The 25,588-nt window shown below is 63.1% G+C and carries 27 protein-coding genes; 14 read left to right on the forward strand and 13 right to left on the reverse strand.

What is annotated here, in order from left to right:
* Positions 1–53: 53 nt before the first annotated feature.
* Together cml and ACW5IY_RS19160 are read right to left on the reverse strand one after the other, a co-directional pair.
* Positions 54–1,241, reverse strand: a complete 1,188-nt coding sequence (cml, locus tag ACW5IY_RS19155; RefSeq protein WP_049436928.1) for a CmlA/FloR family chloramphenicol efflux MFS transporter — start codon at positions 1,239–1,241, stop codon at positions 54–56.
* A gap of 198 nt (positions 1,242–1,439) precedes the next feature.
* The gene (locus ACW5IY_RS19160; RefSeq protein ID WP_049436968.1) at positions 1,440–2,345 is read right to left on the reverse strand and encodes a LysR family transcriptional regulator; all 906 of its coding nucleotides are present in this window, start codon (positions 2,343–2,345) and stop codon (positions 1,440–1,442) included.
* Positions 2,346–2,451: 106 nt separating this feature from the next.
* Between ACW5IY_RS19160 and ACW5IY_RS19165 the strand changes: the two genes are divergently transcribed.
* From ACW5IY_RS19165 to ACW5IY_RS19175, 3 genes are read left to right on the forward strand one after another with little or no spacing between them, the layout of a single operon-like run.
* A complete protein-coding gene (locus ACW5IY_RS19165; protein ID WP_049436927.1) occupies positions 2,452–3,987 on the forward strand; it encodes an MFS transporter in 1,536 nt (511 codons plus the stop codon).
* Positions 3,978–4,406: a hypothetical protein gene (locus ACW5IY_RS19170; protein ID WP_049436926.1), complete on the forward strand. Its 429-nt coding sequence runs from the start codon at positions 3,978–3,980 to the stop codon at positions 4,404–4,406. The genes ACW5IY_RS19165 and ACW5IY_RS19170 overlap by 10 nt, the downstream gene beginning before the upstream one ends.
* 23 nt (positions 4,407–4,429) lie before the next feature.
* Entirely contained in the window at positions 4,430–6,127 is a 1,698-nt protein-coding gene (locus ACW5IY_RS19175; protein WP_239682900.1) for a peptidoglycan D,D-transpeptidase FtsI family protein, read from the forward strand.
* Between the two features lie 84 nt (positions 6,128–6,211).
* Here the strand turns inward: ACW5IY_RS19175 and ACW5IY_RS19180 are convergent, their stop codons facing one another.
* Positions 6,212–6,664: a PA2169 family four-helix-bundle protein gene (locus ACW5IY_RS19180; protein WP_049436924.1), complete on the reverse strand. Its 453-nt coding sequence runs from the start codon at positions 6,662–6,664 to the stop codon at positions 6,212–6,214.
* Positions 6,665–7,218: 554 nt separating this feature from the next.
* Here ACW5IY_RS19180 and ACW5IY_RS19185 point away from each other — a divergent pair.
* Together ACW5IY_RS19185 and ACW5IY_RS19190 are read left to right on the forward strand one after the other, a co-directional pair.
* Complete coding sequence (locus tag ACW5IY_RS19185) at positions 7,219–10,053, forward strand: TonB-dependent receptor domain-containing protein (protein ID WP_049436923.1); 2,835 nt, start codon at positions 7,219–7,221, stop codon at positions 10,051–10,053.
* A 258-nt stretch (positions 10,054–10,311) separates the two neighbouring features.
* On the forward strand, positions 10,312–11,340 hold the full coding sequence (locus tag ACW5IY_RS19190; protein WP_049436966.1) for a hypothetical protein: 1,029 nt from the start codon (positions 10,312–10,314) through the stop codon (positions 11,338–11,340).
* Between the two features lie 8 nt (positions 11,341–11,348).
* On the opposite strand, the gene ACW5IY_RS19195 is transcribed toward ACW5IY_RS19190, so the two are convergent.
* Complete coding sequence (locus ACW5IY_RS19195) at positions 11,349–12,299, reverse strand: DMT family transporter (RefSeq protein ID WP_192840222.1); 951 nt, start codon at positions 12,297–12,299, stop codon at positions 11,349–11,351.
* A gap of 7 nt (positions 12,300–12,306) precedes the next feature.
* On the opposite strand from ACW5IY_RS19195, the gene ACW5IY_RS19200 reads away from it, so the two are divergent.
* Positions 12,307–13,110 (forward strand): AraC family transcriptional regulator, encoded by an 804-nt coding sequence (locus ACW5IY_RS19200; protein WP_049436921.1) that lies wholly within the window; start codon positions 12,307–12,309, stop codon positions 13,108–13,110.
* Between the two features lie 7 nt (positions 13,111–13,117).
* On the opposite strand, the gene ACW5IY_RS19205 is transcribed toward ACW5IY_RS19200, so the two are convergent.
* A complete protein-coding gene (locus tag ACW5IY_RS19205; RefSeq protein WP_049436920.1) occupies positions 13,118–13,534 on the reverse strand; it encodes a hypothetical protein in 417 nt (138 codons plus the stop codon).
* Between the two features lie 127 nt (positions 13,535–13,661).
* Between ACW5IY_RS19205 and ACW5IY_RS19210 the strand changes: the two genes are divergently transcribed.
* Both ACW5IY_RS19210 and ACW5IY_RS19215 read left to right on the forward strand, forming a co-directional pair.
* Entirely contained in the window at positions 13,662–14,330 is a 669-nt protein-coding gene (locus tag ACW5IY_RS19210) for a glutathione S-transferase family protein (protein ID WP_049436919.1), read from the forward strand.
* A gap of 130 nt (positions 14,331–14,460) precedes the next feature.
* Positions 14,461–14,853: a DoxX family protein gene (locus tag ACW5IY_RS19215; protein ID WP_049436918.1), complete on the forward strand. Its 393-nt coding sequence runs from the start codon at positions 14,461–14,463 to the stop codon at positions 14,851–14,853.
* A 24-nt stretch (positions 14,854–14,877) separates the two neighbouring features.
* Here ACW5IY_RS19215 and ACW5IY_RS19220 read toward each other — a convergent pair whose 3' ends face one another.
* The 5 genes from ACW5IY_RS19220 to ACW5IY_RS19240 all read right to left on the reverse strand — a co-directional run bounded on the left by ACW5IY_RS19220 (position 14,878) and on the right by ACW5IY_RS19240 (position 18,032).
* Entirely contained in the window at positions 14,878–15,564 is a 687-nt protein-coding gene (locus ACW5IY_RS19220; protein ID WP_049436964.1) for a hypothetical protein, read from the reverse strand.
* Positions 15,564–15,989, reverse strand: coding sequence for a hypothetical protein (locus ACW5IY_RS19225; RefSeq protein ID WP_049436917.1), 426 nt, complete (start codon positions 15,987–15,989; stop codon positions 15,564–15,566). Before ACW5IY_RS19225 ends, ACW5IY_RS19220 begins: the two co-directional genes overlap by 1 nt.
* Positions 15,990–16,070: 81 nt before the next feature.
* Positions 16,071–16,490, reverse strand: a complete 420-nt coding sequence (locus ACW5IY_RS19230) for an H-NS family nucleoid-associated regulatory protein (protein WP_049436916.1) — start codon at positions 16,488–16,490, stop codon at positions 16,071–16,073.
* A gap of 68 nt (positions 16,491–16,558) precedes the next feature.
* Positions 16,559–17,011 (reverse strand): hypothetical protein, encoded by a 453-nt coding sequence (locus ACW5IY_RS19235; RefSeq protein ID WP_152906250.1) that lies wholly within the window; start codon positions 17,009–17,011, stop codon positions 16,559–16,561.
* A gap of 22 nt (positions 17,012–17,033) precedes the next feature.
* Positions 17,034–18,032, reverse strand: a complete 999-nt coding sequence (locus tag ACW5IY_RS19240) for a GlxA family transcriptional regulator (RefSeq protein ID WP_197638417.1) — start codon at positions 18,030–18,032, stop codon at positions 17,034–17,036.
* 200 nt (positions 18,033–18,232) lie between these two features.
* Between ACW5IY_RS19240 and ACW5IY_RS19245 the strand changes: the two genes are divergently transcribed.
* Entirely contained in the window at positions 18,233–19,063 is an 831-nt protein-coding gene (locus ACW5IY_RS19245) for an alpha/beta fold hydrolase (protein ID WP_049436913.1), read from the forward strand.
* A 104-nt stretch (positions 19,064–19,167) separates the two neighbouring features.
* Here the strand turns inward: ACW5IY_RS19245 and ACW5IY_RS19250 are convergent, their stop codons facing one another.
* Positions 19,168–19,599 (reverse strand): BLUF domain-containing protein, encoded by a 432-nt coding sequence (locus tag ACW5IY_RS19250; protein ID WP_049436912.1) that lies wholly within the window; start codon positions 19,597–19,599, stop codon positions 19,168–19,170.
* Positions 19,600–19,781: 182 nt separating this feature from the next.
* Between ACW5IY_RS19250 and ACW5IY_RS19255 the strand changes: the two genes are divergently transcribed.
* From ACW5IY_RS19255 to ACW5IY_RS19265, 3 genes are all read left to right on the forward strand, one after another.
* Complete coding sequence (locus tag ACW5IY_RS19255; RefSeq protein ID WP_030002866.1) at positions 19,782–20,027, forward strand: hypothetical protein; 246 nt, start codon at positions 19,782–19,784, stop codon at positions 20,025–20,027.
* Positions 20,028–20,119: 92 nt separating this feature from the next.
* Positions 20,120–20,371, forward strand: a complete 252-nt coding sequence (locus tag ACW5IY_RS19260; RefSeq protein ID WP_049436911.1) for a hypothetical protein — start codon at positions 20,120–20,122, stop codon at positions 20,369–20,371.
* Positions 20,372–20,549: 178 nt separating this feature from the next.
* Positions 20,550–21,110 carry a fasciclin domain-containing protein gene (locus ACW5IY_RS19265; RefSeq protein WP_049436910.1) on the forward strand — a complete coding sequence of 187 codons (561 nt, stop codon included), beginning with the start codon at positions 20,550–20,552 and terminating at the stop codon, positions 21,108–21,110.
* Between the two features lie 316 nt (positions 21,111–21,426).
* On the opposite strand, the gene ACW5IY_RS19270 is transcribed toward ACW5IY_RS19265, so the two are convergent.
* A complete protein-coding gene (locus ACW5IY_RS19270) occupies positions 21,427–22,194 on the reverse strand; it encodes a PIG-L family deacetylase (RefSeq protein WP_160314078.1) in 768 nt (255 codons plus the stop codon).
* A 508-nt stretch (positions 22,195–22,702) separates the two neighbouring features.
* Here ACW5IY_RS19270 and ACW5IY_RS19275 point away from each other — a divergent pair.
* Entirely contained in the window at positions 22,703–23,044 is a 342-nt protein-coding gene (locus ACW5IY_RS19275; RefSeq protein WP_425602567.1) for a helix-turn-helix domain-containing protein, read from the forward strand.
* Positions 23,045–23,558: 514 nt separating this feature from the next.
* Positions 23,559–25,019, forward strand: coding sequence for a KAP family P-loop NTPase fold protein (locus tag ACW5IY_RS19280; RefSeq protein ID WP_100049963.1), 1,461 nt, complete (start codon positions 23,559–23,561; stop codon positions 25,017–25,019).
* An 11-nt stretch (positions 25,020–25,030) separates the two neighbouring features.
* Here ACW5IY_RS19280 and ACW5IY_RS19285 read toward each other — a convergent pair whose 3' ends face one another.
* Positions 25,031–25,468 (reverse strand): hypothetical protein, encoded by a 438-nt coding sequence (locus ACW5IY_RS19285; protein ID WP_049436909.1) that lies wholly within the window; start codon positions 25,466–25,468, stop codon positions 25,031–25,033.
* Positions 25,469–25,588: the final 120 nt, after the last annotated feature.

The following is a 25,588-nucleotide window of genomic DNA, read 5'->3' on the forward strand; positions in this document are numbered from 1 at the left end:
TGACGGGTTGGGGCGGCCTCGCGGCCGCCCCTTTTTTTGCCCGCCATCCAGCGCTATGTGCGATGCCGCAGCACGGCGGTACCTGCCAGGCTGGCAAGTGGCAGCAGCAAGCCATAGGCCACCAGCGGCCACACGGTATCGCCGGGCAGCACCACGGTAACCAGCGTGCCGATGCCTGCCACAATCAGGCTCTGCACCGCGTAGTACAGAGCCACCGCCGTACCCGACGCATCGGCGAAATCACGCAGCGCGCCGCTTGCGGCCACCGAAACCACCATCACCAGCCCCACCGCGATGCCCCACATGGGCAGCACCACCGCGATGAACGAGGGAGGCCACGCTGCGGCCAACGCCATCAGCAGCACCCCGGCCACCATCACCCACAGGCCGCGCAGGAAGGTACCGCGCACGTTCCAGCGGGCAATGCACACGTGCGCCATCCGCGCCGTGACGATCATCACCAGCGCCACCGTGGCGAAGGCAAGGCTGAACGACAGCGGCGAGTACTGCATGCGCCCGACCAGCAGCCGGGGCGCGACCGAGAAGAACACGAAGAACGTGCCCATGCCCGCGCTGAAGCCCAGCGTGTAGACCCAGAACGCCCCGCTGCCGAGGATGCGTCGTACCGACGGTCGCGACGTGTCATGGCACCGCGGGCGGGTTTCCTGCCAATGCCGTACCGCGCGCATGCCGGCGATCATGCCCAGTGCGCCGAGCAGAACGAAGATCGCGCGCCAGCCAACCGCGCCTGCCAGCAGTGCGCCGAAGATCGGTCCCAGCGCCGGCACGAAGGCCAGCATCGAGGCGAACAGCCCATACAGCGACGCACCTTCGGGCGTATCGGCATACACGTCACGGACGGTGGCAAAGGTCGCCACCAATGCCGCCGACGCCCCCACCGCCTGTACGGTTCGCCAGGCCAGGAATGCTGCGCCGCTGCTGGACATGGCCAGCGCAAACGACGAAAGCGCGAACAGCAACGCCCCCAGCAACAGGACCGGCCGCCGCCCGATGCGGTCGGACAACGGGCCGAACAGCAACTGGCCCAGGCCGAGCACCAGCAGGTAGATGCTCAACGTCAGCTGCACCAGCGTCGGTGATGTCTGCAGTGCCCGCGGCATCACCGGCACCACAGGAAGATAGATATCCATGGCCAGCGAGGCCAGGAGGTCAAACGGCGCCATCAGCACAATGGCCGATGGCAGCGGGTGGGCCCAACGCGGGGCCTGTCGATTGAACATGGGGAGTCTCCGCCCAGAGTGAATCCGGCGGTGATCCATCCACTTCGCGTGCATCGCAGGGATGATCACCGCAACAACGTCTGCATCGTTGTTGCGGCTCAGCGAACTGTCTGCGGACCGTTCCCGTTGTTCATGATGTCCATCGAATGCGTATGCAGGTGGCGCAAGTGTAGCAATCGTCCACCTGCCGCGCGGCGCTCAGGCCAGGGGCAACATGTCGATGCGCCTGCACGGCGTCTCCTTCACCTGCTCGATCAGCCGTCGCACCACAGGCGAGGTCTCCGCCCGCCGGTACTGCACAGCGATGGTCGAGACGATGGTGGGGCCGGCCAGTGGCAGATAGATCATTCCGGGCAGCACCAGCGTGCGTTGCAGTACCGATGGCACGATCGCCACCGAACCAACGCCGACCGACACCTCGGCCAACACCGCCGCCAGATGCCCGGGCTGGGAACGGATACGTGGAATGAACCCGCCGCGGCGCCCGACTTCCATTGCGCCCACCGGCTGCTCCGGCATGACGAAGCTTTCCCGGGCCAATGACGCCGGCTGTACCGGCGCGCGGGCCTGCGCCAGCGGATGGGTTTCCGGCAGGGCCACGCAGAACTGGTCTTCGACCAGGGTGTGTTCGCCGAAACTGTCGGGTACATCCATCGGAGGCCGGCAGAACACCACATCCACCCGGCCTTCCTGCAGCAGCTGCGGGAGCTCGCCCATCGGCCATTCGCTCACCTGCAGGTCCACGCCCGGGTAGCGGCTGCGGAACCGGCTGAGCTGATCCTGCAACGCACCGGCATACAGCGCGGAGCCGACGTAGCCGATCTCGATCTTGCCGATCTCACCCCGCCCGGCGCGCCGGCCCAGGGTTTCGGCCTGTTCGAACCGGCGCAGCACATCGCGGGCTTCCGCCAGGAACACCTCGCCTGCGGAGGTCAGCAACACTTCGCGCCGGCCGCGGTCGAACAGGCGCGTGCCGAGGCGACGCTCGATGTCCTGGATCTGCACGCTCAGCGTGGGAGTGGCGATCCCCAGCCGCAGGGCCGCGCGACCGAAGTGCAGTTCCTCGGCCAGGGTGACGAAGTACTCCAGGTGACGGCGTTCCATGGGCGGCATTTCGTTAGGTTCAAGCTAACGTAACCAGAAAACACCGAGAATGAAACAAACACCGATCGTTGCTGGAATGGCCGTCCTCCCTTCCTGCGAGTGACCGGTGCCGCCCTCCCCTCCCTCTTCGCCTGCACGGCACACGCTGCCTGACGCGATCCTGCTGGTGGCCTCGCTGGGCTGCACGATGACCGTGCTGGAGACCAATGCCGTAGCGGTCGCACTGCCCAGCATCGCGCGCGACCTGCACGCCGGATTCGCCGATATCGAGTGGGTGATCAGTGCCTACATCCTGTCCTTCACCTCACTGCTGCTGCCCGCCGGTGCCGTCGCCGACCGCTACGGCCGCCGCCGGGTGCTGCTGATCGGCATCAGCCTGTTCGCCATCACCTCTCTGCTCTGTGCACTGGCGCCCGGTGCCACCCTGCTCTACCTGGCGCGGGCACTGCAGGGCATCGGTGCTGCTTTCCTGCTGGCGCCCTCGCTGTCGATCATCGGCCACACCTACCACCAGGGGGCCGCCAAAGACACTGCATGGGCGTTCTGGGGCACAGCCATGGGCGTGATGATGGTGCTCTCGCCACTGATCGGCGGCCTGCTGTCCGCGCTCTGGGGCTGGCGCGCGGTGTTCGTCGCGATCCTGCCGTTCCTGGGCCTGCTCGGCTACGGCACGCTGCGCTGGATACCCGAGTCGTCCGACAGCGTGGTCCGCCCGCTCGATCCGCCCGGCATCATCACCTTCAGCGTTGCCATCTTCGGCATCGTGTTCTTCCTGGTGGAAGGACTGGCAAAAGGATGGTCATCGGCGCCAGCGCTGAGCGGGCTCGGCCTGGCCATCATCATGGCCGCCGCCTTCGTCATCGTTGAACGGGCACGGTCACATCCCATGGTCGATCTCGGGCTGCTGGCCAGTCCGCGCTTCGTCGGCGCACTCATTGCCATGGTCGGCTATTCGGTCAGCGCACAGGTGATGGCGTCGATGCTGCCGCAGTACCTGCAGAACGGCATCGGCCTGGGCGTACTGGCTGCGGGTGCCGGCATGCTCCCGTTCGCTGCGGCGATGCTGCTGTTTCCCAGCGTGGGCCGGCGGCTCGGTCGCCATCTGAACAGTCCGGCGATGCTGGCGATCGGGCTGTCGATCACGGCCGCGGGCAATGCCGTGGCCGGACTGGCCGCGTGGCAGCACCTGCCGTGGCTGGCATTCGTCGCAATGGTGGTGATCGGTGCCGGCGGCGGCATCCTCAATGGCGAGACCTCCAAAGCCATCATCGGCGCGGCACCGCGCGAGCGGGCCGGCATGGCCTCCGGCATCAGCGCGACCACGCGCTTTGTCGGCATCCTGCTCGGATTCACCGTGCTGTCCAGTGCCTTAAGCCTGGGCATCCGCAACGCACTGTCGGCTGTGGTTCCCGCGCGCGATGTACTGCCGATGGCCGATGCGATCGCTACCGGCACCTTCGCCGATGCGCGCACCGTGGCCTTCGCACAGGCGATCTACAGCTACGGATTTGCCAGTGCACTGTGGACGTCGGCCATTGCCGCACTGCTGGCCAGCCTTGCGGTGTTGCTGCTGGGCCGCAGCCGGTCTGCGGCGGAAGCACCGTCCCTCCCGCAACACCCGGAATCGCGCGCATGCGACTGAACCTACCCCTGATCCTGTTGCTGTTCGCCATGCTGGCAGCCACCACAGAGGCGGCATCGCCCAATCTCCCCGTCGAGCCGCCACGTGCAGCGCTGCTCAGCCAGATCGACCAGGGCATGGCGAATGCCGTGGCCTGGGAGTACGCGTTCAATGCCATCGCCTCCTGCGATGTCGCACGGATCGACCACACCCTGCGCAACCAGCACCACAGCCACCCCGTGCAGGTACAACCGCTGCTGGATGCAGGCTACACCGCGACCTATCGCACGGCCGAACCCTATCCGGCCCTGCAGGACCGGCTGGCCACGCTGCGCGATGCGGAAATCGCCTGCATGGCTGTTGCCGATGGCCGCAGCCACGCAAATGTCATCGACCGTGCTTCCGCGCTGCTGGCCTACATCGCCGGGCAACCGCTGTAACCATTGTCTCGATGCTCCATCGCATGCGCACACCCACCATGGCGCCACGCCGCACGCGTGCCCATGACTTCCGCCGCCGCTACCGCCTGACCTGCGCCGCACTGGCCATACTGGCGGGCCTGCTGCTGGCGCGGGCCGCCGACGTCCAGATCGTTCATCATCACTTCTACCGGCACCAGGCCGAAGCACGGATACTCCGCCACCATCCACTGCGCGCGCATCGCGGCACGCTGTACGACCGCCACGGCATCGTCATTGCCGGATCGGCTCCCGTGGCATCGCTGTGGATCGACCCGCGCGCCTTCTTCGACGCATCAGGTTCAGTCGAGCAGCTGGCCACGGTTCTGGATACTGACGCGAAGGCGTTGACCAGAGTGCTGGCGCGCAGCCGGCAGCGACGCTTCGTCTACCTGCCTGGCTTCCGTCGCGGCGATCCCGCCCGCCTTGAAGCACTGCAGGCCAAGGCGCCGATCGGGGTCCACCTGCAGCAGGAGTTCAAACGCTTCTACCCACAGTCGGAACTATTCGCGCAGACCGTCGGCGTCACTGATATCGAGGGCCGTGGCCTTGAAGGCCTTGAGCACCTGTTCGATGCGCGCCTGAGCGGACAGGCCGGCTACCGTGACGTCATCATCGATCGCAAGGGTCGCCCGGTCGAGCTGCGCGACCGCGGCCGTCCGGCGCGTCCCGGCGAGGACATCGTGCTGTCGCTGGACAGCCGCATGCAGCACATCCTCCATGCTGGACTCGGACCGGCAGTACAACGCCACGGCGCGGTTGCCGCCAGCATCGTGGTGCTGGAAGTCGGCACCGGCCAGATCCTGGCGATGGTCAACTGGCCCACCTACAACAGCAATGCGCCCGGCACCGGCGCCGCGGATGCACGCCGCAACCGTGCGGTGACCGATGTGTTCGAGCCCGGCAGCACGGTGAAACCCTTCACCGTCGCCGCCGCGCTCGAGGCCGGCGTGACCACGTCTGCCAGCACGTTCGACACCCACCCCGGCTGGATCCGCAATGGGCGCTTCACCACCCGTGACTATCGGAATCTGGGCGTACTGGATACCACCGGGGTCCTGAAGAAAAGCTCCAACGTGGGCATCTCGTTGATTTCGCACCGCCTGAGCCGGGAACAGCTGCACGCCATGTTTGCCGCGCTGGGCGCCGGGCATGTCTCGGGGAGCGGATTTCCCGGCGAGCGCAACGGCGTACTGGCCGCGCCTGCTGCATGGAGTGGCACCGGCAAGCAGACCCTGGCCTATGGATACGGGCTATCGATGACCACGCTGCAGCTGGCCAATGCCTACGCGACGCTGGCCAACCATGGCCTGCGCGTACAACCGACCTTCGAGCATGGCCGCGTAACAGTGGTGAGCCGTGCCATGCCCGCAGACGTGGCCGACCAGGTGCTGGACATGATTGCCACTACCAGCGAGCCGGGTGGCACCGCGACGCGGGCCCGCATCAACGGCTATGCCATCGCCGGAAAAACCGGTACCGCGCGCAAGGCGGCTGCCGGCGGGTATGCGCGCCACTACATGTCCCTGTTTGCCGGGGTCGTACCGGCGCAACATCCACGCTATGCGGTCGCCGTGGTGGTGGACGATCCCGATACACGCCGCGGAGGCTACGGTGGCGGAGCAGTCGCCGCCCCCATCTTCAGCGAGCTGATGGGGCGGGTGCTGCACCCGCAGGACATCGCGCCCGATGCGCCACGCTGAGTCCTGCACGCCACCTCGAAGTTGGCCGGGGCAGCCACGCTGCCCCGGCCGTGGCGGCCCCGGGGAGAAGGCCGCCGATGATCGTCAGGCCGCCTTCATCGCGTGCTTGCGCGCACGCATCACGTTGTGGCATTCCTGCACTTCAGGCAGCATCTGGGTAACTTCCTGGCGCACGGCCGGCGGCAGTTCGTTGTCCTTCAGCACGTCCTTGAACGCGCCAAGCAGCCGGTCTTCGGACTCTTCCAGCTCGGCCACGTAACCGTAGTTGGTGTCGCCGAATGCAGCGCGCACCTTGCCGTAGAACTGCTGCATCGACCCGACCATGGTGCCGTGCTCGGCGGGCTTGCCGCCGCTGGCGGCGACCGAACTGCTCAACGCGGCGACGATGCGGCCCTTGACGCCGGCAATGCGGGTGAACAGGGCCGACAGTTCGGCATCCTTCACCTTGGTCGCAGCTTCTTCGTAGAACGACTTTCCGTCCCGGGCAATCTCGATCAGGTCGTTGAGGCGATGTTCGATGGTGGACTGGGTGCTCATGGAATCGCTCCTGTGTGCTCGATGGTCTATGGAGAATGACAGCGCGAGTGCGTTGCCTTCGGGACCACTGTGGAGGTTTGAATGTGCCGGCTGGGTGAGTACGAATTGATGCGTGCATCACCACCCTCAACGCGTCCTGACTCCTTCATCCCATCGCATTTCCACGTTCACGGCACCTGAGCAGAATGCCCACGATTCACCAGGGCGCTATGACGATGATCAGCATCACCAGCAGTGCGATGGCAAGCACCAGCAACAGCACATGCCACTGCTTCCACGTGGGTTTTGGTTTGCCGGGGGTATTCATCGGATGTCTCCTGGAGTCTGTCATCGGCCCGCAGCCAGACTGAAGCAGAGCACCCCCGGTGCGCGTCGCGGTTTCGTGCATGGCTTGTGCATGAACGCTGTAGCCGGCGCGCGACGATAACGCGTCCATAACGTAATCGAGTTGTAAACGGAATGTTAGGTTCCTTCCGATTCCGCACGGCGGAGTTTCAGATCGGTTTCCACGCAGCAATGCGGAAACCCATTCAACTGGATTTGGAGAGAGCCAAATGCATTACAAGTACACCCTGCTTTCCCTGGCAGTGGGAACGGCCCTGGCCGCCGCCTGGTCACCGGCCGCGCATGCGCAGGATGACGGCGACAAGACGCCGAAGAACCTCGATCGCATCCAGGTTACCGGCTCTGCCATCCGCAGCGTGGATATCGAAACGCAGCAGCCGATCATCGCCATCACCCGCACGATGATCGAGCAGCAGGGCTTCACCACGATCGCCGACCTGTTGCAGAACCTGACGTCTACGGGCGCGCCGGCGATCTCCCGTGCACGCGCATTGTCGTCCGGTGAAAATGTCGGCGGCTACTACGTCGACATCCGCAATCTGGGCGCCACGCGCACGCTGGTGCTGGTCAATGGCAAGCGCCTGGGCGCGACCACCAGTGGCCTGCAGGATCTCAGCCAGATTCCGATGAGCGCGGTGGAACGCATCGATGTCCTGAAGGACGGCGCCTCCTCACTGTACGGTTCGGATGCGATCGCTGGCGTGGTCAACATCATCACCCGCAAGAACTACGAAGGGCTGGAAGTGTCCATGCAGCACGGGCAGTTCAGCCAGGGCGATGGCAAGGACAGCACGTTCTCGCTGGTGACCGGCGCCCGTGGAGAACGTGGCGGATACACCCTCGCACTGGAATACCAGAAGTCGGACCCGGTATTTGCCCGCGACCGCGAGTTCTCCCGGTACGGCGGCGCCGGCCCCAATTACCCGGGCGCGGACTGGAGCAACATCAGCCAGAACGGTTCGTGGTGCGACCCGGCGCTCTACAAGTGCAACACCGGTGACGCGGTGTTCAAGACGCTCAACCGTGGCGGCGACCCGAAGAATCCGAACGACTACCACCCGATCACGCCGGCCGAGTTCGCCAACGGCAACGACCAGATGCACCTGCAGACCGGCATCGAGCGTCGCTCGCTGTTCCTCAGCACGGACTACGCGCTGACCGACCAGATCAAGTTCGCCGCCGACATCGGCTACAACGAGCGCACCACCGACCAGCAGATCGCGGGCTACCCGTATCAGTCGACCAAGTTCGGCACGCCCCTGGACGCAGGCAGCGTTTTCAACCCGCTCGACCACAGCATCGCGTTCAATCGCCGCCTGTGGGAAGTGCCGCGCACGACCGAAAGCAAGCTGAAGTCGCTGCGCATTGCACCAAGCCTGTCCGGCTACTTCGAACTGGGCGCCAAGACGTACGACTGGGAAGTCGGTGCGCTGTTCAACCGCAATGAAGTCACAAAAACAGGCCGTGGCGACATGAGCCTGATCGCTTCCCGGCAGGCATTGGGGCCCTCCTACCTCGATGCCAACGGTGTGGCCCGGTGTGGCACGGCGGCATCGCCGGTCACGGGCTGCCTGGCCTGGAATCCTTTGCTGCCATACGGTGTCGCGGGGGCTGGCTCTCTCTCCGATCCCGAACTGCAGCGCTTCTTGTTCCCGACGTTCAACGATACCGGCATCACCAAGACCCGCAGCTATTTCGCCAATATCTCCGGGCCAGTGATCGAACTGCCTGCCGGTGACCTGTCCGTCGCTCTGGGTTACCAGTATCGCAAGGAAGAAGGCCGCTTCGTGCCCGACGCCTTTGCCCAGTCGCGCCAGAGCACGGCACTGGGCGCATCCACCACCTCGGGTGAGTACAGTCTCAATGAGTTCTTCGCCGAAGTGAACGTGCCGGTGCTGCGTGACCTGCCGTTCGCCAAGGAACTGACCGTGAACCTGGCCACGCGCTATTCCGACTACAGCAATTTCGGCAACACCACCAATTCCAAGGCCAGCTTCGCCTGGCGCCCGATCGAGGAATTGATGATCCGCGGCACTTTCGCCGAAGGCTTCCGCGCCCCGAGCATCTCCGACCTGTATGGTGGAATGGGGACCAGCTTCGAAACCTATGTCGATCCCTGCGGCACCGGCGCCACCAACAGCGTCAACGGCAACGCTGCCTGCAACGCTGCCGGCGTCCCGCTGGGCTACCAGCAGCTGAACCAGAGCCTGAAGCCCTGTGCCAGCTATCCGTGTGCCACGCCCGACGAATTCACCACCGGCTCCAACGCGAAGCTGCGACCGGAGGAGTCCAAGAGCAAGACCGTGGGCGTGGTCTGGAGCCCGCGCTGGGTCGATGGCCTGGACATCAACCTCGACTGGTACAGCTACAAGATCACCAACATGATCATCGAGGACAGCGTCGACCGCATCCTGCGTGACTGCTACGTGCTGGGCAATTCCTCGCGCTGTGGCAGCATCAGGCGCGCTGGCGATGGCCACATCACCAGCATGTTCTACGGCCTGGCCAACCTGGGCTCGATGGAAACCGAAGGCTGGGATCTGGGCATCCACTACCGCCTGCCCGAGTTCTCGTTCGGCCGCTTCACCATCGACCTGCAGAACAGCTATGTCTCCAAGTACGACGAGGAGAACCAGAACTCGGCCGGCGACACCATCATGATGGGCCGGATCGGTCGGCCGGGCATCTTCCGCCTGCGCTCGAACCTGGGTGTGAACTGGCAGCTTGGCAACTTCAGCACGCAGTACACGGTGCGCTACTACTCCGGCATGGCCGAAAGCTGCGTGCCGAACCGTCCGTGCTCGCTGCCCGATCGCTACGCCTACGGAGAACCGGATGCTCTGCGCAAGGTGGGCTCCAATGCCTTCCATGACATCCAGGTCAGCTACAGGCTGCCGTGGGACGGTACCGTGGCGCTGGGTTCGAACAACGTGTTCAACCACCAGGGCCCGATCATGTTCTCCAAGCCGTCCAGCTCCTTCCCCTACTACGGCGGCTTCGATATCGGCCGCACCGTGTACGTGAAGTACTCGCAGCGCTTCTGACGGGCATGTCCGTGCTCGTGGCCGGCGGAAGGGGAGTCCGCCGGCCACGATGCACACCACCTCCACCCAATCTCCATCGTTTTTCGACGGAATCTCCAAGGTTCCCGGCAACACTTGATGTCATGACGGCTAAGGAGCAGGACCGCATGGATCGCCACGCGCCCCGACACTGCACACCCGTCTCCAGGTTCACCACTGAATGTGGCGATGTGGCCGGGTTCCGACCCTCCGGACGTGACGCCGCAAGGGAAGTACGAGATGACGACGGCAGTTCGCACCGGCCTGACCGACCTGGTCGCTGACGCGCAGCGGTACCTGCGCAGGATTCTCCCCGGGCTCGCCTCGGCGGTGCATCCACTTGCTTCATTGCATGCCATTCCCCACGCAACGGCATCGCGCTACCACCTCGCCGGACTGATGCTGTACGGGGAAACCCCCGCCATGCTCGCCGTGGCCCGCGAGCCCGGCGAATCCAGCACCCGTGTGATCCAGGATGTACGCTGCCTGCGTTCTGCTGCGAATGCACTGGTGCTGTACGTCTCGCCCTATCTCACGCCGACCCAGCGTCGCTTCCTGGTCGAGAACCACATCGACTTCGTGGTCCCGCACACCCAGTTGTTCGCGCCCAGCCTGGCCATTGAGTTCCGCGACGACCCTGATCATGAGAAGAAGGCCATCTCGCTGCTGCCTTCGGCGCAGGCCGTGCTGATCCACGTGCTGCTGAGCGGCCAGTCGCGCTGGTGGTCGCCGCGCGAGATCAGTGCTGCCGCCGGCTACACCTCGATGACTGCGTCGCGCCTGTCTGCCGAACTGGTTGGTCGCGGCCTGGTTGAACGCTCCACCGGTGGCCGCGAGCGCTTCCTGAAGCTGGCCGGCAACCGCGACGAGGTCTGGGCCAGGGCGCAGCCGTTCCTGCGTTCCCCCATCCTGAAGGAAGTGGATGTCTGCTGGGGCCCGACCGCCGAGGCGCTCCGCGATGCCGGGCACCCGGCGCCGACGGCGGGCCTCGATGCGCTTGCTGACACGTCACCGCCCGCGATCGGCGGCACCCGCGCGCTGCACATCGATGCGTGGCGGTTGCTGGGTGCACTTCCCATGCCCGGCCCGGACTGCGCCCAGAGCGCACGGCTGCAGATCTGGGCCTATCCGCCGGCATTCACCAGCATCGGCGATGTGGTTGACCCGCTTTCGCTGTATCTCAGCCTGCAGGGCAAACGCGGCCATGATGCAGACGCGCTGGAACAGCGGGTGGAACAGGCGCTGAGCGGGGACACATACCCCGCATGACCGAAGCCCTATGCGGGCTGCTCGCCCGGCACTGCAGCGGCGCGCCTGGCACCGTACTCGGCGAACACCACGCCGGACACCGCCAGCAGGCCACCGCCCAGGACCCAGCCACTGAGTGATTCGCCCAGCAGCAGCACGGCCAGCGCGGCGGTCACGATCGGCACCAGATTGAAGAAGCCAGAGACGCGCGCAGCGCCCAGGCGTGAAAGTCCAGTCATCCAGGTCAGCGGCGCCAGGATCGAGGCACAGACCGCCGCGAAGCCGATGCAACCGACGGCGGTCAGATTGCTCACCCCGGTACCGACCAGCAACTGCAGTGGCAGCAGGATCAGCGAGGCCGCCGTGGCCTGCAGGAACAGCGACTCCAGCACCGACAGCGGAATCTTCCAGCGCTGCATCAGCACGTTGTAGGCGGCGAAGGCCAATGCGCCGATCAGCATGATCGCGTCTCCGCGGTTCAGGCCCTGCGCCGCCAACCGTGCCAGGTCGCCCTGCGATACCACCGCCACCACGCCGGCGGTGGAGATCACCGCGCCAAGAATGGAAGCACCACGCACCGGATGGCCCATGAACACGCGTGACAACGCCAGCGCGATCAACGGAATCAGCGCCTGGATCACCCCCATGTTGGTGGCCGAGGTGAAGTGCGCCGCATAGTAGGCCAGGCACTGGTACATCACCCCACCCAGGCAGCCCAGCACCAGGAAGCGCCCGAGGTTGGCGCGCACGGTCGGCAGATTGCCGCGCAGCCGCGGCAGCGCGAATGGCAGCAGGACCACCGCCGCGACCAGCCAACGGAAGAAGCCGATATCGATGGGACCGACCGAGCCCGAAGCAAGCTTGGTCACGATGGTGTTCGCGCCCCACAGAAGGCAGGCGAGGATCGGGAAGAGATAGTTCACGCGTGCAGGTGTACGTGGGGGAATGGCCAGCGTACGCTTGGCGTATATTGAGGACATCCCGAAAATGCGCCACCCCGACCCCGGCTTGCGGCAATCGATGGAGCCGATCCCCACCTTCCGCCAGCTGCCTGGCCCGATCTACTTCCGGCAGGGCGCGATGGAGCCCACGGACTGGGGCACGCACAGCCATCCGTGGGGTCAGTTCAACTTCGTCGCGCAGGGGGTGATGGAGATGAAGATCGACGGCGAGTGGATGGTGTCGCCGCCGCACTACGCGATCTGGATTCCACCAGGAATGGCGCACTATTCGCGCAACCGCTCGCAGCTGGCCTACCGCTCGGCCTATCTGTCGGCGGCGCTTTCACGCCGGCTGCCCACGCGTTGCAGTGCGCTGGAAGTCAGCCCGCTGCTGCGCGAACTGCTGCATGAACTGGCACGACAGGGCGTGACCGATCCGCAGACACCGGTCCAGCGGCGCATGGCCGCCGTGGTGATCGACCAGATCGTCAATGCCGCTGTGCTGCCCAGTTTCCTGCCGATCGCCAGCAGCGATGCCTTGAAGCAGGTGATGGCGTACATGGAGAAACACCTGTCGGCGGCCGAATCGGTTGCCGAGATCGCGCGGCGGCACCACATGAGCGTGCGCAAGCTGGAGCGCCTGGCACGCAGCGAACTGGGCATGTCGCTGGGCGACTGGCGTGGGCGGGTGAAGTTCGTGCGCGCCACCGAGGCGCTGTGTACACGCCGGCCGATCAGCCGGATCGCCGAAGAGCTGGGCTATTCCGGCGTCAGCGCCTTCGCCGAGATGTTCAAGCGGCACGCGCAGTGCACGCCGGATCAGTACAGGAAGCTGCATCGGGCGGGGTGAGCGCGGCCTAGAGAGCGACCAGCAGGTCCACAAGCAGCCTCGGCAGGAACAAGGCGGCCAGAACGCTGGCCAACAGGATCAGCAGGACCTTCGCCGTCAAGGGGCGACGGCGCGGATTGCTGAAGTACAGGTGCAGATCGCGCAGTTCGTCTTCCAGCTCCTTCCGCACGCCTGCGCTCTGTGCACCGGGTTCGAGCAGCTGTCGCTCAAGCGCCTTCAGGCGCTTCATCAGTTCACGCGGCGGTGTAGCCCGCAGGATCAGCTGATTGAGCTCCTGGAGCCGGCGCGCCTGCGGCATCAGCGCTGCCACGAGATCATCCGGCGGAAGCCGTGAGACCCGTCGCAGGGCGTCCGCATCCATCTCAGCCTGCAGCACATCGCGTTGCCGCTGCAGTTCGGCCAGGGAGGTGCGGCGCTGCCACATGAGGAGGCACAGGATTGATGGGTGGCGGGCAGTGTATCGCCCGGCGCCCCGGGAAGGTTGTCGATTTCCCGCCCCGTCGTTCGTCGGAGAAGGAAAGGCGGGTCTTTCAGCCTCCAGGAGTGCCCCGATGTGCCCGATCCTCACCGCCTTTGCCACCTCTCCCGACCGCGGCCAGGGCCTGGCCCGTGACATGCGCGTACGCTGGGCGCTGGAGGAACTGGCCGTGCCCTATGACGTGCAGCTGCTCAGCTTTGCCGAGCTGAAGCAGCCCGTCCACCTGGCGCGCAACCCCTTCGGGCAGATCCCCACCTGGCAGGACGGCGACCAGGTCCTGTTCGAATCCGGCGCAATCGTCCTGCACCTGGCCGAACAGCATGCCGGCCTGCTCCCCGCTGATCCGGACGCACGCATGCGCGCGATCATGTGGGTGTTCGCTGCGTTGAATACGGTGGAACCGCCCATCGTCGAGCGCTCGATGGTCTGGGTGCTGGAGCGCGAACAACCCTGGTATGCACAGCGTCTTCCGATGCTTGAAGAGCGCGTGCGTACGCGGCTGTCACAGCTGTCGGCCTGGTTGGGCACGGCGGCGTGGCTGGATGGCGACTTCAGCGTGGGGGACCTGATGATGGTCTCGGTGCTGCTGCGCCTGAAGAGCAGCGGCCTCCTCGACGAGTACCCGCAGGTTGTCGCCTATGTGGGCCGTGCAACGCAACGCCCCGCCTACCAGCGTGCGTTTGCCGCGCAGCTGCAGGTGTTCCGGCAAAGCGCAGACGCGCCATCACCAAAGGATGACTGAGGCAGCCTCCTTCGGCACTCGAAGGTCCCCGGCCGCGCGGGAAACCGGAAGGCAGCCGTGTCGTGTATACACGGGCTTCACTGCCTGTGGGCTCCGATCGCGGGGGTCGGACACCCTCAAGGACTTCACTGTGAGCACTTCCTCGCACTCGCTCGCTTTCCTGCTTGCGCGCATCCTGTTGATGGCACTGTTCCTGGTCTCCGGCCTGGGCAAGCTCGGCGACCTCAGTGGTACCCAGGGCTACATGGAAGCAATGGGAGTGCCCGGCATCCTGCTGTGGCCGACCATCGCCTTCGAGATCGGCAGCGGCCTGTGCATCCTGCTCGGCTTCCAGACCCGGCTGGTATCGATCGTCCTGGTGGGCTTCAGCCTGGTCACCGCCTTCATCTTCCACCACAACTTCGGCGACCAGACCCAGCAGATCATGTTCCTGAAGAATCTGGGCCTGGCCGGTGGGTTCCTGTTGCTGGCCTGCACCGGAGCCGGGCGCTACAGCATCGACGGCCGGGGACGCCGCGCATAGGTACCGGCCAGCAGGCTCGCCACGCTAGCGACGGAGCTCCGCCTCCGGCGCCAGCGTGTGGACCACCTTGCCCTGCGCATCGAGGAACTCGATCGCCCCGTAGCCTTCCGGCGTGACGGTCAGCCGCAGCCGCGGCCGATCCGCCTTGTCGTTCAATGCAATGGCCGGCGTTCCATCGGCGCCGACCACCAGGCCGATGCGGGTCGGTGCCTGCACACCGGGAATCAGCGCATTCCCGAGCGTGGGTTCGCGTATCAGCTTCGGTGCCTGGTTGATCGAGAAGCTCACCTGGCCATCGGGAGACACCCGCCATCCGATCGCATCCATCGCCGGATGATCCAGCGCCAGCACCGCCATGCCGCCGTCGACATCAGCGGTGCCGAAACCACCGCGCTCGCTGCCCTTGTCGTCGTACAGCACCATGCCGGCCACGTTGAAGGCGCGTTTGTACTGGATGCCATCGATGATCGGCGCCGGCGTCTTCCCGGACAACGTCATGCGGATCACGCCCTGGTCATCGACGATATCGATGCGACGCGCGGTGATGCGCTCGCTGTCGGGCGTCGCGATCCGCGTCTGCGGAGCCTTGTCCACGATCAGGCGCTGCAGGGTTTCCACCGAAGGCCGCTTGGGCGCTCCGGCATCTTCGGCCGCACGCGCCGGAATGCTGTGGAATGCAATGAGCAGGACCAGCGTGCAGACAGGGCGCATCATGCGGCCTCCAGAGCGGCGTGCACCGGGCGCCGGCAGGCGGCCTGCACCAGCATCAGCTGTGCCACCAGGATCAGCATCGCGCAGCCGGACAGCAGCCATGGGTCGATGTACCACTGGGCATTGAAGCTGAATTCACCGGCGGAGATACGCTTCCAGCCGTTGAAGTGCTGCATCGCCGCGACCACGAACGCGAAACCACCCATTGCGTTCGAAAGCCACGGCACGACGATGCCACCCGGCCGTGCAAACATCATCAGTAGACCCAGCACGCCGATGACGGTGCGCTGCACGCGGCAGTAAGGGCAGACATAGGCCAGCCCACTCCATTCCACCGACCAGGCCAACAGGCTGATCAGCACCGCTGCCGCCCCCGCGACGTACAGGACCCTCGGCGCCATCGCCGTGCTGCCGTTATGTGCCATTGCGTGCCTCCCTCCAGTGCGGACCCATGTGCAGGGTAGCGTGAAGCGGACACGGGCGCGGCAGGCGTCGCCTTGCGAGCCTCAGTCCTTCTTGAACACGGTGCGCTGGCCGATCGGGCTTCCCTTGCGGGCGGTTGGACGGGCCAGGCCGGGAATCAGGAAATCCGTCACCTTTTGGCCCTTCTGGACCTTGGCGGCCAGCCAGCGCGGCATGCGCCCGCGGCCGGACCAGGTCAGGCGCTTGTATTCCGGGTCGCGGTATTTGGCAGCGACCTTGCCGGCTTTGCGGCGGCTGGATTTCCGCGGCGTTGCGGGTTCTTCGACGGACGCATCGCCAAAGAGTTCTTCGAGCGTATAGCCCGCTTCGGCGGCCGCCGCCTTCAGCATGCGGCGCACCGCACTGGCCGGACGACGGCTGGAAATGAGCTGCCTGCGCTGTTCAGCGGCAACCACCAAGGCACCCAGCTCCCGCAGGCTGAGCGATTCGATATCGATAGTCATGGCGGGAAAGGTCCACTCCGGCAGGGTGATCTGTCAAGAGCAATGAGCGCGTGGGTGGCGAGCCGCCATTATCGTGTCAGGTCCTTCAGCAGCTGATTCATGTGTTTTGACCAGTGCGTTGCAGACGCAACGTCATCGAGCAGTTTGTTGCGCAACTCAATCAGGTGCTTTGGAAGATCCACTATGGGAATCCTGAGATCCTCCTGTAGGAGTTCTTCCGAAAACGCGCCATCCTGTTCATTCCACAACAGGATGGTCTCGCGCGCCTGCCCGATTTTCTCGTCGTACGTGTGAGATGCCTTCATCCAGATTCGCGCTATCAGCACACCCTCTGGCCCATGTTCCCGAAAGAACTCTGAAAATGCCTCCATCTCGTCGCGAGCAGCCTTGTTCGCACGCTTGGCTTCATCAATCCAGCTCGCAATATCTTTTTCCAGACACTTTCCAAGTGCGAAACGTGTAGTGGCAGTTGAAATGCCAAGCGCCACCTCCTGAAAGTGCCGGGAACTGACAAGGGACACATTGCATCAACACTGGCGTGGCTCAGCGTTGCCCGCCCCGCCTGATCCGGAAGTGATCGCGATACGCGGACGGCGACATGCCGACAATGCTCTGGAATGCCTTGCGGAATGAAGCCGCGTCGTCATAACCCAGGCGCGAGGCCACCTGTGCGATGGGAAGATCGCCGAGCTGCAGCGCATCCTTGGCCTTGGCCATCCTGGCCTGACGGATGTAGTCGGCGGGATTGCGTTCCGTGGCCTTCTGGAAGCGCCGGATGAATGTTCGTTCGGTCAAATGGGCACGTTGGGCAAGCCCGGCCACGGTGTGGCGCAGCCCAGGTTCTGCAAGGATCAGATGCTGGGTCGCCAGGATGGCGGCATCATCGTGATCGAGCCGGGGCAGGAATCCCTGCAAGGGACGCTGGTCCTGCCGGATGCCGTCACTGAGCATGAAGCGGGCCGTGGCCAGCATGACACTGGGGCCCATGACGCGATCGACGATCAGCAGGCCGAGATCATTCCACGCGAGAATCGCCCCGGAGGTAATGACGTCACCGTCATCGATGACGACATTCTCGGTCGTCACCTGGACATCCGGATACGCGCTGGCGAGCAGCCCTGCAAAGGCCCAGTGGGTGGTAACCCGCCGTCGCGCAAGCAGGCCGGTCTGGGCGAGCACGAACGCCCCTGCGCAGACCGAGCACATGATTGCGCCACCGGCATGGAGTTCCTTGAGCCACTGCGCCTCACGCGGCATCGCCGACATCCGCTCGGGCATCGCGACGCTGGGCGGCGAGATCACGAACGCGGGGGCGTTCACCTCGCCTGGATCGCTGTCCCAGCAACATTCCATTTGCGCCGACACCGGGTCCAGCTGCCAATGCGTTACCCGCAGGGAACACCGCCGGTCATCTTCGTGGGGATACGCCGCCCACTCATTTGCAATCCGGAACAGATCCGTCAGGCCATGGATCGCTGCCATCTGGCAATCCGGATAGATCAGCAGGGCCACTTCGACCCGCTTGTCAGTTTCGATACCCATGAATGTCACCTCCGCCAATTTCAATTGATGCAGCGCTTCCTAGAATGGATTCGGACGGAGTGATGGCCGCCTCAGGATAGAAGGAAATGCCGCCCTGGGGCCACTTCTGCAACACACACTGACAGCGTCCTTCCTCCTGCACCGATGCAAGGTTGCCGGTAGGCAGGACGCCCCCAACCCCAACTGCGAGGAACCCGGAAATGGCTACGGTTACTACGAAAGACGGCGTCGAAATCTTCTACAAGGATTGGGGCCCGCGCGACGCCAAGGTCATTCATTTTCATCATGGCTGGCCCCTCAGCGCCGACGACTGGGACGCGCAGATGCTGTTCTTCGTCAACAAGGGATATCGCGTGGTTGCCCACGACCGCCGCGGGCATGGTCGCTCCAGCCAGGTGTGGGACGGCCACGACATGGACCACTACGCGGACGATGTTGCGGCGGTGGTCGAGCACCTGGGTACCCACGGCGCGATGCACGTGGGCCATTCCACCGGCGGTGGACAGGTGGTCCGCTACATCGCTCGCCACGGCGAGAAGAACGTGTCCAAAGCGGTGCTGATCAGCTCGGTGCCGCCGCTGATGGTCAAGACCGCGGCAAACCCGCAGGGCACGCCCAAGGAGGTCTTCGACGATTTCCAGGCGCAGCTGTCGGCCAACCGCGCGCAGTTCTACCACGACGTGCCCGCAGGTCCCTTCTACGGCTACAACCGGCCCGGCGCGCAGCCTTCAGATGCGGTCATCTGGAACTGGTGGCGGCAGGGCATGCAGGGTTCGGCCAAGGCGCACTACGATGGCATCGTTGCGTTCTCCCAGACCGACTTCACCGAAGACCTGAAGGGCATCTCCATCCCTGTGCTGGTGATCCATGGCGATGACGACCAGGTGGTGCCGTATGCCGACTCCGGTGTTCTCTCCGCGAAGCTGGTAAAGAACGGCACGCTGATCACCTACGAAGGTGCGCCGCACGGCATTCCGACCACGCATGCCGACCGGATCAACGCCGACCTGCTGGCGTTCCTGGAAAGCTGATCGTGAAGGATCCGGGAAGTGCTTCCGGCACTTCCCGGACGGGGATGGCAAGAGCGGCTGCCACACACACACCAGCCCTCCCATCTCTGGAACCAGGTCAGCCCCTACGCAGCTTCAACATAGGGTGCTAATGCAACGGCCAGCACGTCGATCCCCCACATCGACCCGGCGATGTCGTCTGGCCCGCTCTTCTTGAAGCGCGACCAATCCGCCCTCGCCAGTTTCCCCACCAGCAGTTGATCTGCCGGCAGGCGATGCATCGCCCAACAGGGAAACTGCCGCGAAGACACGCGACCTCGCGCCAGCTCAACAATGTCGGTGTGACTCGTCGACTGCATCACACGCTCGTAGACACTCGCAACGCCGTCTTCAGGTCCTTCGAAGTACTGGACGAAGCGATCACCGTCGTGCAGCAGGACACCTGTAACCCCGGCCATCCTGTTGAACCTGGCGGCGTCCGCAGCGAGCGACTCCAAACGCTCCGCGGAAAGATCCGCGGCAACCTGACTTGCGTAGACAACAGCCCGAAGGGGCATGGATTCTGCCTTGAAATATGTGCCGGGTAGGCACCTGCCGGCACTCTAGCACCGGCGCCACGTGCAGGTCGGGACGTGCATTCTTAACTCTTCAGAATTCGATCGAGCGCCCTTCGTGCCATGCGACCGGCAAAGCAGCATGATGGGCGGCCCCAGGAAAGTCAGGGTTCTCGTTCATCTTCATGCGTGACATCGGACAGTTCTACGTAATCAGCGTCGAGGGAGTGACGCGGGCAGACGGCACCCTGCTGCAGGTCACCCGAATCGATTGCTCCTGCATCAAGTGCTCCTGGCAGTTCAGGGCCATTCCCAACCATGGCCTTGTTGATCTCGACGGTGCGGCGGCGCTCAGCTGCCCAACCTGCGGCAATCACCAGTCAGTCAGTCGCGCACGGCTTGAAGAGCTCAATCGACGCAACGACGAATAGCCTGCACTTCAACCATCCATCAACGCGGCACCGACACGACTGATACCTGGTTGGCTCTATCGTTCGTCAACAGGCACCATCCCGGCATTCCCATGAGTCATACCGGCATTTTTCAGATCACCGATCTCACCTACACGGCTGGAGAGCAGGGCACGCTGGCCCGCGCACTGCAGATCGTCGCCACCTGCACCGCGTGCGGATCCACGAGCATCTGGCGCGAGCATGAGATGGAACACGTTGCCGGTGGAACCGTCCTCTCATGCCGCACCTGTGGTGTCCGCCAGGCCATCAGCAACGCGCGCCTTTCGATCTGCCCATCAGACATCCGCCATCCGCGCCGCTGAAGGGCACCGGGCTCGTACTGCGTAGCGAACCGGCAGAAGCAAACGTTCACTCGGCTTTTACAACGCATCGCCGCTCCAGGCCAGGAAGCCCCCGGGCGCATCCACCTGCATCCAACTGCCGCGCCAGCGCGTATGTGAGATGCCCGCGCCTTGCGGGCATCCCACAGAGGAACGCGCCGTGAAAGCTCTTCAGCGGATAGCCGCCACAGTAAGCTTCGCCGTACTCGTCTCAGCCACTTCAATGAGCTTCGCCGCCAGTACCGTGATGGTCGGCGGAGCGGAGATGTATCCCACCAGGACCATCGTCCAGAACGCCATCAACTCCAAGGACCACACGACCTTGGTCGCTGCGGTCAAGGCGGCGGGCCTGGTCGATACTCTCAATGGAGCCGGCCCCTTCACCGTTTTCGCGCCCACCAATGCAGCTTTCAGCAAGCTGCCCGCAGGTACCGTCGATACGCTGGTGAAGCCTGAAAACAAGGCACAACTGACCAAAATCCTGACCTATCACGTGGTACCGGGCAACTACAGTTCCGCGCAGCTGATGGCCGATGCCAGGAAGCACGGCGGCAAGGCCATGCTGAAGACCGTTGAAGGTGAACCCCTCACCGTCGCTCTGCACGATGGCAAGCTGTGGGTCATCGATACCAAGGGCGGCAAGGCGGGAATCAGCATTGCCGATGTCGGCCAGTCCAATGGCGTGATCCACGTGATCGACACCGTGTTGATGCCGAAGTAGTTGCATGTAGCAGGACGTCCACATGCGCGGCAGCCGCATGGCGGCTGCCGCCGTCAGGACAATCGGTGACATGGCCAGGCACCGGCTATGAGTGCCTGCGAACAGGATTGTCGACCGCGATGGCCCACCAGCAACCAAAAAGAAGTCACAAGTGATTGCTTTTATTAATATTCAATCTACTTCTATCTACTTTAGACTCACTAATCGACTCACTAATCGACTCACTAATCACCCCCCTGCCTCCGGCATCTGGTTGGCTGTGAACGGATCTGGAGACACGCAGGCCCCCAAATCCATTGACCTCGGATAGCCGTCCTCAGCCACCAGAATCAGAGCGGGAGTAGCTTCGCTTTATCCAAGCCTCATAGATGCTGCCGGCCCCTGCCCAATCGTCATAGGGTGACCCCGCGTCGGTTGTCTCTTTGAGAATTCGGCCTGTGTACGCTTGCTGCAGCTCCCTTTTTCGCCCGGCCGCCAGCGAGTCAAGATTCTCTGGCCTTTCTCCAATGTCATAACCCACCCACCAGGCACGGTTGTATCCCGTCGGCGTGGCAGCCAGCACCGCGAAGCCGGTGGCGGTGTGATCCGTGTTGGGTTCAGGATTCAATGCAACGTCATAGTCCGGAGCGTTCACGTACGGCCTCACACTCGTTGAAGCCGCCTTGTGCTCGTCCAATATAGCTTTGAGTGTTTGGCAGACATCCTCCCAGCCAAGGTAGCTGGTCGAGCCATCAATAGCGCTGATTGGTGCGCTGTTGGTTCTCAGCCCATCCAGCGAGCCATCTGGTAGCCGCAAGAAGTAGCTTGTCGTATTCCCACAGTCGCATCCAGTAATGGGTCGGCCATTGAACCAGTTCACCCCCCAAATCAGTGGATTTGGTCCAGTAGCCAAGCGACAAGACTCCAATGCTCCCTGCTCTCGTGCACTCCACCATCCAGGAACCGGTCCGCCTCCTGCATCGCCAGCCGTGAGGTAGACAAAGACCACTCTGGCGCCTGATTGAATATCGAGATAGGCCTGCTCCCCACGGAACAGCTGCCAGTCATCCTGATGCGGTCCAACGTAGAAGGTCACATTCGTCATCTTAGACTCCCAAGCTTCACCCCTAGTGGGCTCTGCCAGCTTAGGTCGCGCGATACTCATAGGCTGAGACGCGGCGCTCCCGACATCCAGAATCTAATAGGCATACTCATGGCTGACATTGACATCAGCTGGATTCAACCAACTCTCCAGAATCTGTCCACAGAAATTGAGGGCCTGAGATCTCAGCTATCGATCATGCGTGTCGATCTCTCAGGCAAAGACTGGCTGACCGTGGATGAGGCCGCCCACTACTGCGGCGTGTCAGTTAGCCAGTTCAATGCGAGGGCGCATGAATACGACCTCCATCCACGCAAATTCATGGGCAAGAAGCTCTACGAGAAGTCTGCCCTCTATCAGGCAATCTACGGCGCCAAGGCTTGGGCGCGCCCATCATCGACTGCTGCCCCCCCCTGGTGGCGACGTCCCCTCAGATGGAGGAAGCTCTTGCCCGTCTACGGCGCTTTGACCAGCGCAGAGGGAAGCGCTGATGGATCCGGACGGCAAGCTGATGACGTTGGCGCAGGCGGCAGAACACTGCGCTTGCCACCCCCGAACCCTTCGCCGCGCCATCGACAATGGCGAGTTGGCAGCCTGCCGATTGGGCCAAGGCCCGAAGTCAGACAGGATTCACCCCGTAGATCTGGCCGCATGGCTGGATAAGTGCAGGGCCAAGACGCTATGCCTATCACCAAGCGCGCCAATGGCCACTATCAAGTTACCGTCGGATACGGCGGAAGAACGCATCGCAAGACTTCTCGACTCTGGTCGTACAAAGACGCGAAAGAGTACGAACGCAGGTACATCTCTGCGCTCAAGGACATTGCGGCCGGTAGAGAACCGGAACGAGTGATCGCCGATGCAGTCGAGCGCTGGCTGATCGACCACGTGCCGCGCCTGCGCTCGGCTACCAAGACGAAGGCCCACGTTCGGGCGCTTCTACCCTATATCGCAGGTCGGAAACTGGGGGAGATTGCCCAGGTGTGGGCGGAAGTGAAGGCTGCAGAAATCGGCAAAGCTCCGGCCACAGTCAACCACAAGGGGCGAATCCTGCGGCAGATTAGCCGGATGTGCCCCTGCATACGGTGTCGGAGGTGCTTGGACACAGCTCTATGGCGATGACCCGGCGCTATGCTCACCTGTCGCCGGAACACCTGTCAGATGCCATCAGAAAGATGGCCTGACTTCCGAGCCGGAAGGATTCCTCGCCAAACTCTCCCGCTGGACATAAGAGAACTGGACAGTCTCGGGATCCAGCCGCTGCGCACGCGCATCTACGCCCAGTTGCGGGTCCACTTAGATCGGAACGATGTCTGAAAAGGCAGATGATGGATAGACTCTGGTCAATCTGAGGCAAGGACATTCCAATGATTAGAAAGGAAGCCCCCCCTGTTGTAGACCCGGCTTCACCCTGGAAGGGAGACATTTTCGACCGGGCACATGACGGCAGAGTTCTGTCCAACCTAATTGCGAAGAGTGCTGACCAGGCACTCACCATTTCTCTTCAGGCACCTTGGGGCAGTGGCAAGACGGTTTTTCTCCAACGCCTAAAGGCGCACATCCAGAATGAGTTCAAAATTAAGGCCATTTCAGTCGACACATGGAAATATGATCATCACGGTGATCCTCTTGCCCCAATTCTTGCGCAGCTTCTTGACGTAATTGAGGAACGAGCAGAAAAACAACACCCCCAAAGCGCGCTCCGAAATAAATTAGAAAAGGTTGGCTCCCAATTAGCGGCTACGGGCGCCAAGTACATCCTGCCCGCGCTAAGTGCTACAGCCAAGGTAACAGTACCCGGCTATGCCTCGTTGGTGGAAGGCGCCGAAAAGATTGCGGCAAGCCTCTTGGAGAGGCAAAGAGAATTGATGAACGCTGAGCCAGCCTTCAGATCTGCCCTTGAGGCGGCTAGAGATGCGGTCTCCGCTCGCAAGCCGACAGGTCCGATCCGGCCGATCCTCTTCATCATTGACGAACTAGACCGCTGCCGACCCGACTACGCGATTCAAACGCTTGAGCGAATCAAACACCACTTTGATGTGCCAGGAATAATATTCATAGTTGCAACGGACCACGGAAATCTCCCTGCTGCCGTGCAAACTGTTTACGGAGCTCACGTAAATGGGGAGGAGTACCTTCGAAAGTTCTTTGACTTTGAATACCACCTTTCCCCCGCATCACGTGATGCGGTAACGAAATACTTACTCAGCAGTGCCGGACTTGGCTTAGAGAGTAAGAGCACCTTAGAAGAAATCGTTGGACACCCTTCGGCCTTTGACATCAAGCAACTCAATGAAGAACAGGTCGAAGAGCTCGATAGAATTGAGTATGGCTCCTTCTTCACCGCGATGTCTTCAGCCTTTCAACTCTCCCCTCGCGATCAGATTAGAGCATTCACTTTGATATATGCGTTCTATATAACGCGTCCGAAGTCGTTCGTCACAATCCCGCTCCTTGATTGCTTTATCGCATGCCTTAGATTCGGATCACCGCAAAATTACATCCAACTGTCGTCGACAGGTGTAATTTCTATCCCTAGCGCCCATTCCATTTCCAGCGGCCCTAAAAATGATCTCAACTGCCTGATTGCTCAAAACTATAACGAAGTCCTGGATATGTTTGTTGGAAACCGAGCCAATCAGAGAAATGCACTCCATACAGTGGGAAAGAAGGTCAGAGAATCCAGCGCAGGCGCAAACCTTAGCGTGCTCGCAGCAGCCACCTCATTGGCCAGGTGCAATCAGTTACGAGGCTTTGATTCCTCTGCCTATATCGAGTCTGTGATTCGCCTGAGCAGGTCTTTGAACAGGGATGAGGAGGTTGGCTAACTCAGCTAACTTCAAGCGCGCCAACGGCCGCTTGATTCCAGCGCATCATTGAATCGCGCAGCAGCGGCGATGCTCGCTGCTTCCAAGCGCCGTGCCTGTTGCTGCTGCTCACGGGTTGGCAGCAGGCCGGGCAGCGGCGGCTCCGGCTGGATCGGCGTGCTGTCGGTCAGTCGGGCGACCGCCTCACGCAGAGGCAGGTCGGGATACAGCCGGACTGCACACCAGCGCTCGGCGTACCGCTTCGACTGTCGAACGTTGGCGGCGCGCACTTCCTTCACCTGCCACATCTTCTGGCCTTCCATCCAAAGCCGGACACCAGGCCCGCCATCGGGCGTGACGCTGGCCGTCTCCCGGCCGTTGTACCAAAGAGCCCAGCGCTCACCGGTCTGGACCCAGCCAGAGGGAATCGGGGCGGTTCGGAAGCCTTGGTAGCCGTGCGAGGGAAGCATGGCCGGAAGGATACGACTGGACGTCTCAACCGCTGCGATTCGATCAACTATCAGCCTTAACCGCTCAGACTGGCCCGCGCGACTGTTCTCGCATCGCGCAGTAAGGCTTCACCTACAGCA

The sequence above is a fragment of the Stenotrophomonas sp. C-A genome (genome assembly GCF_054030835.1).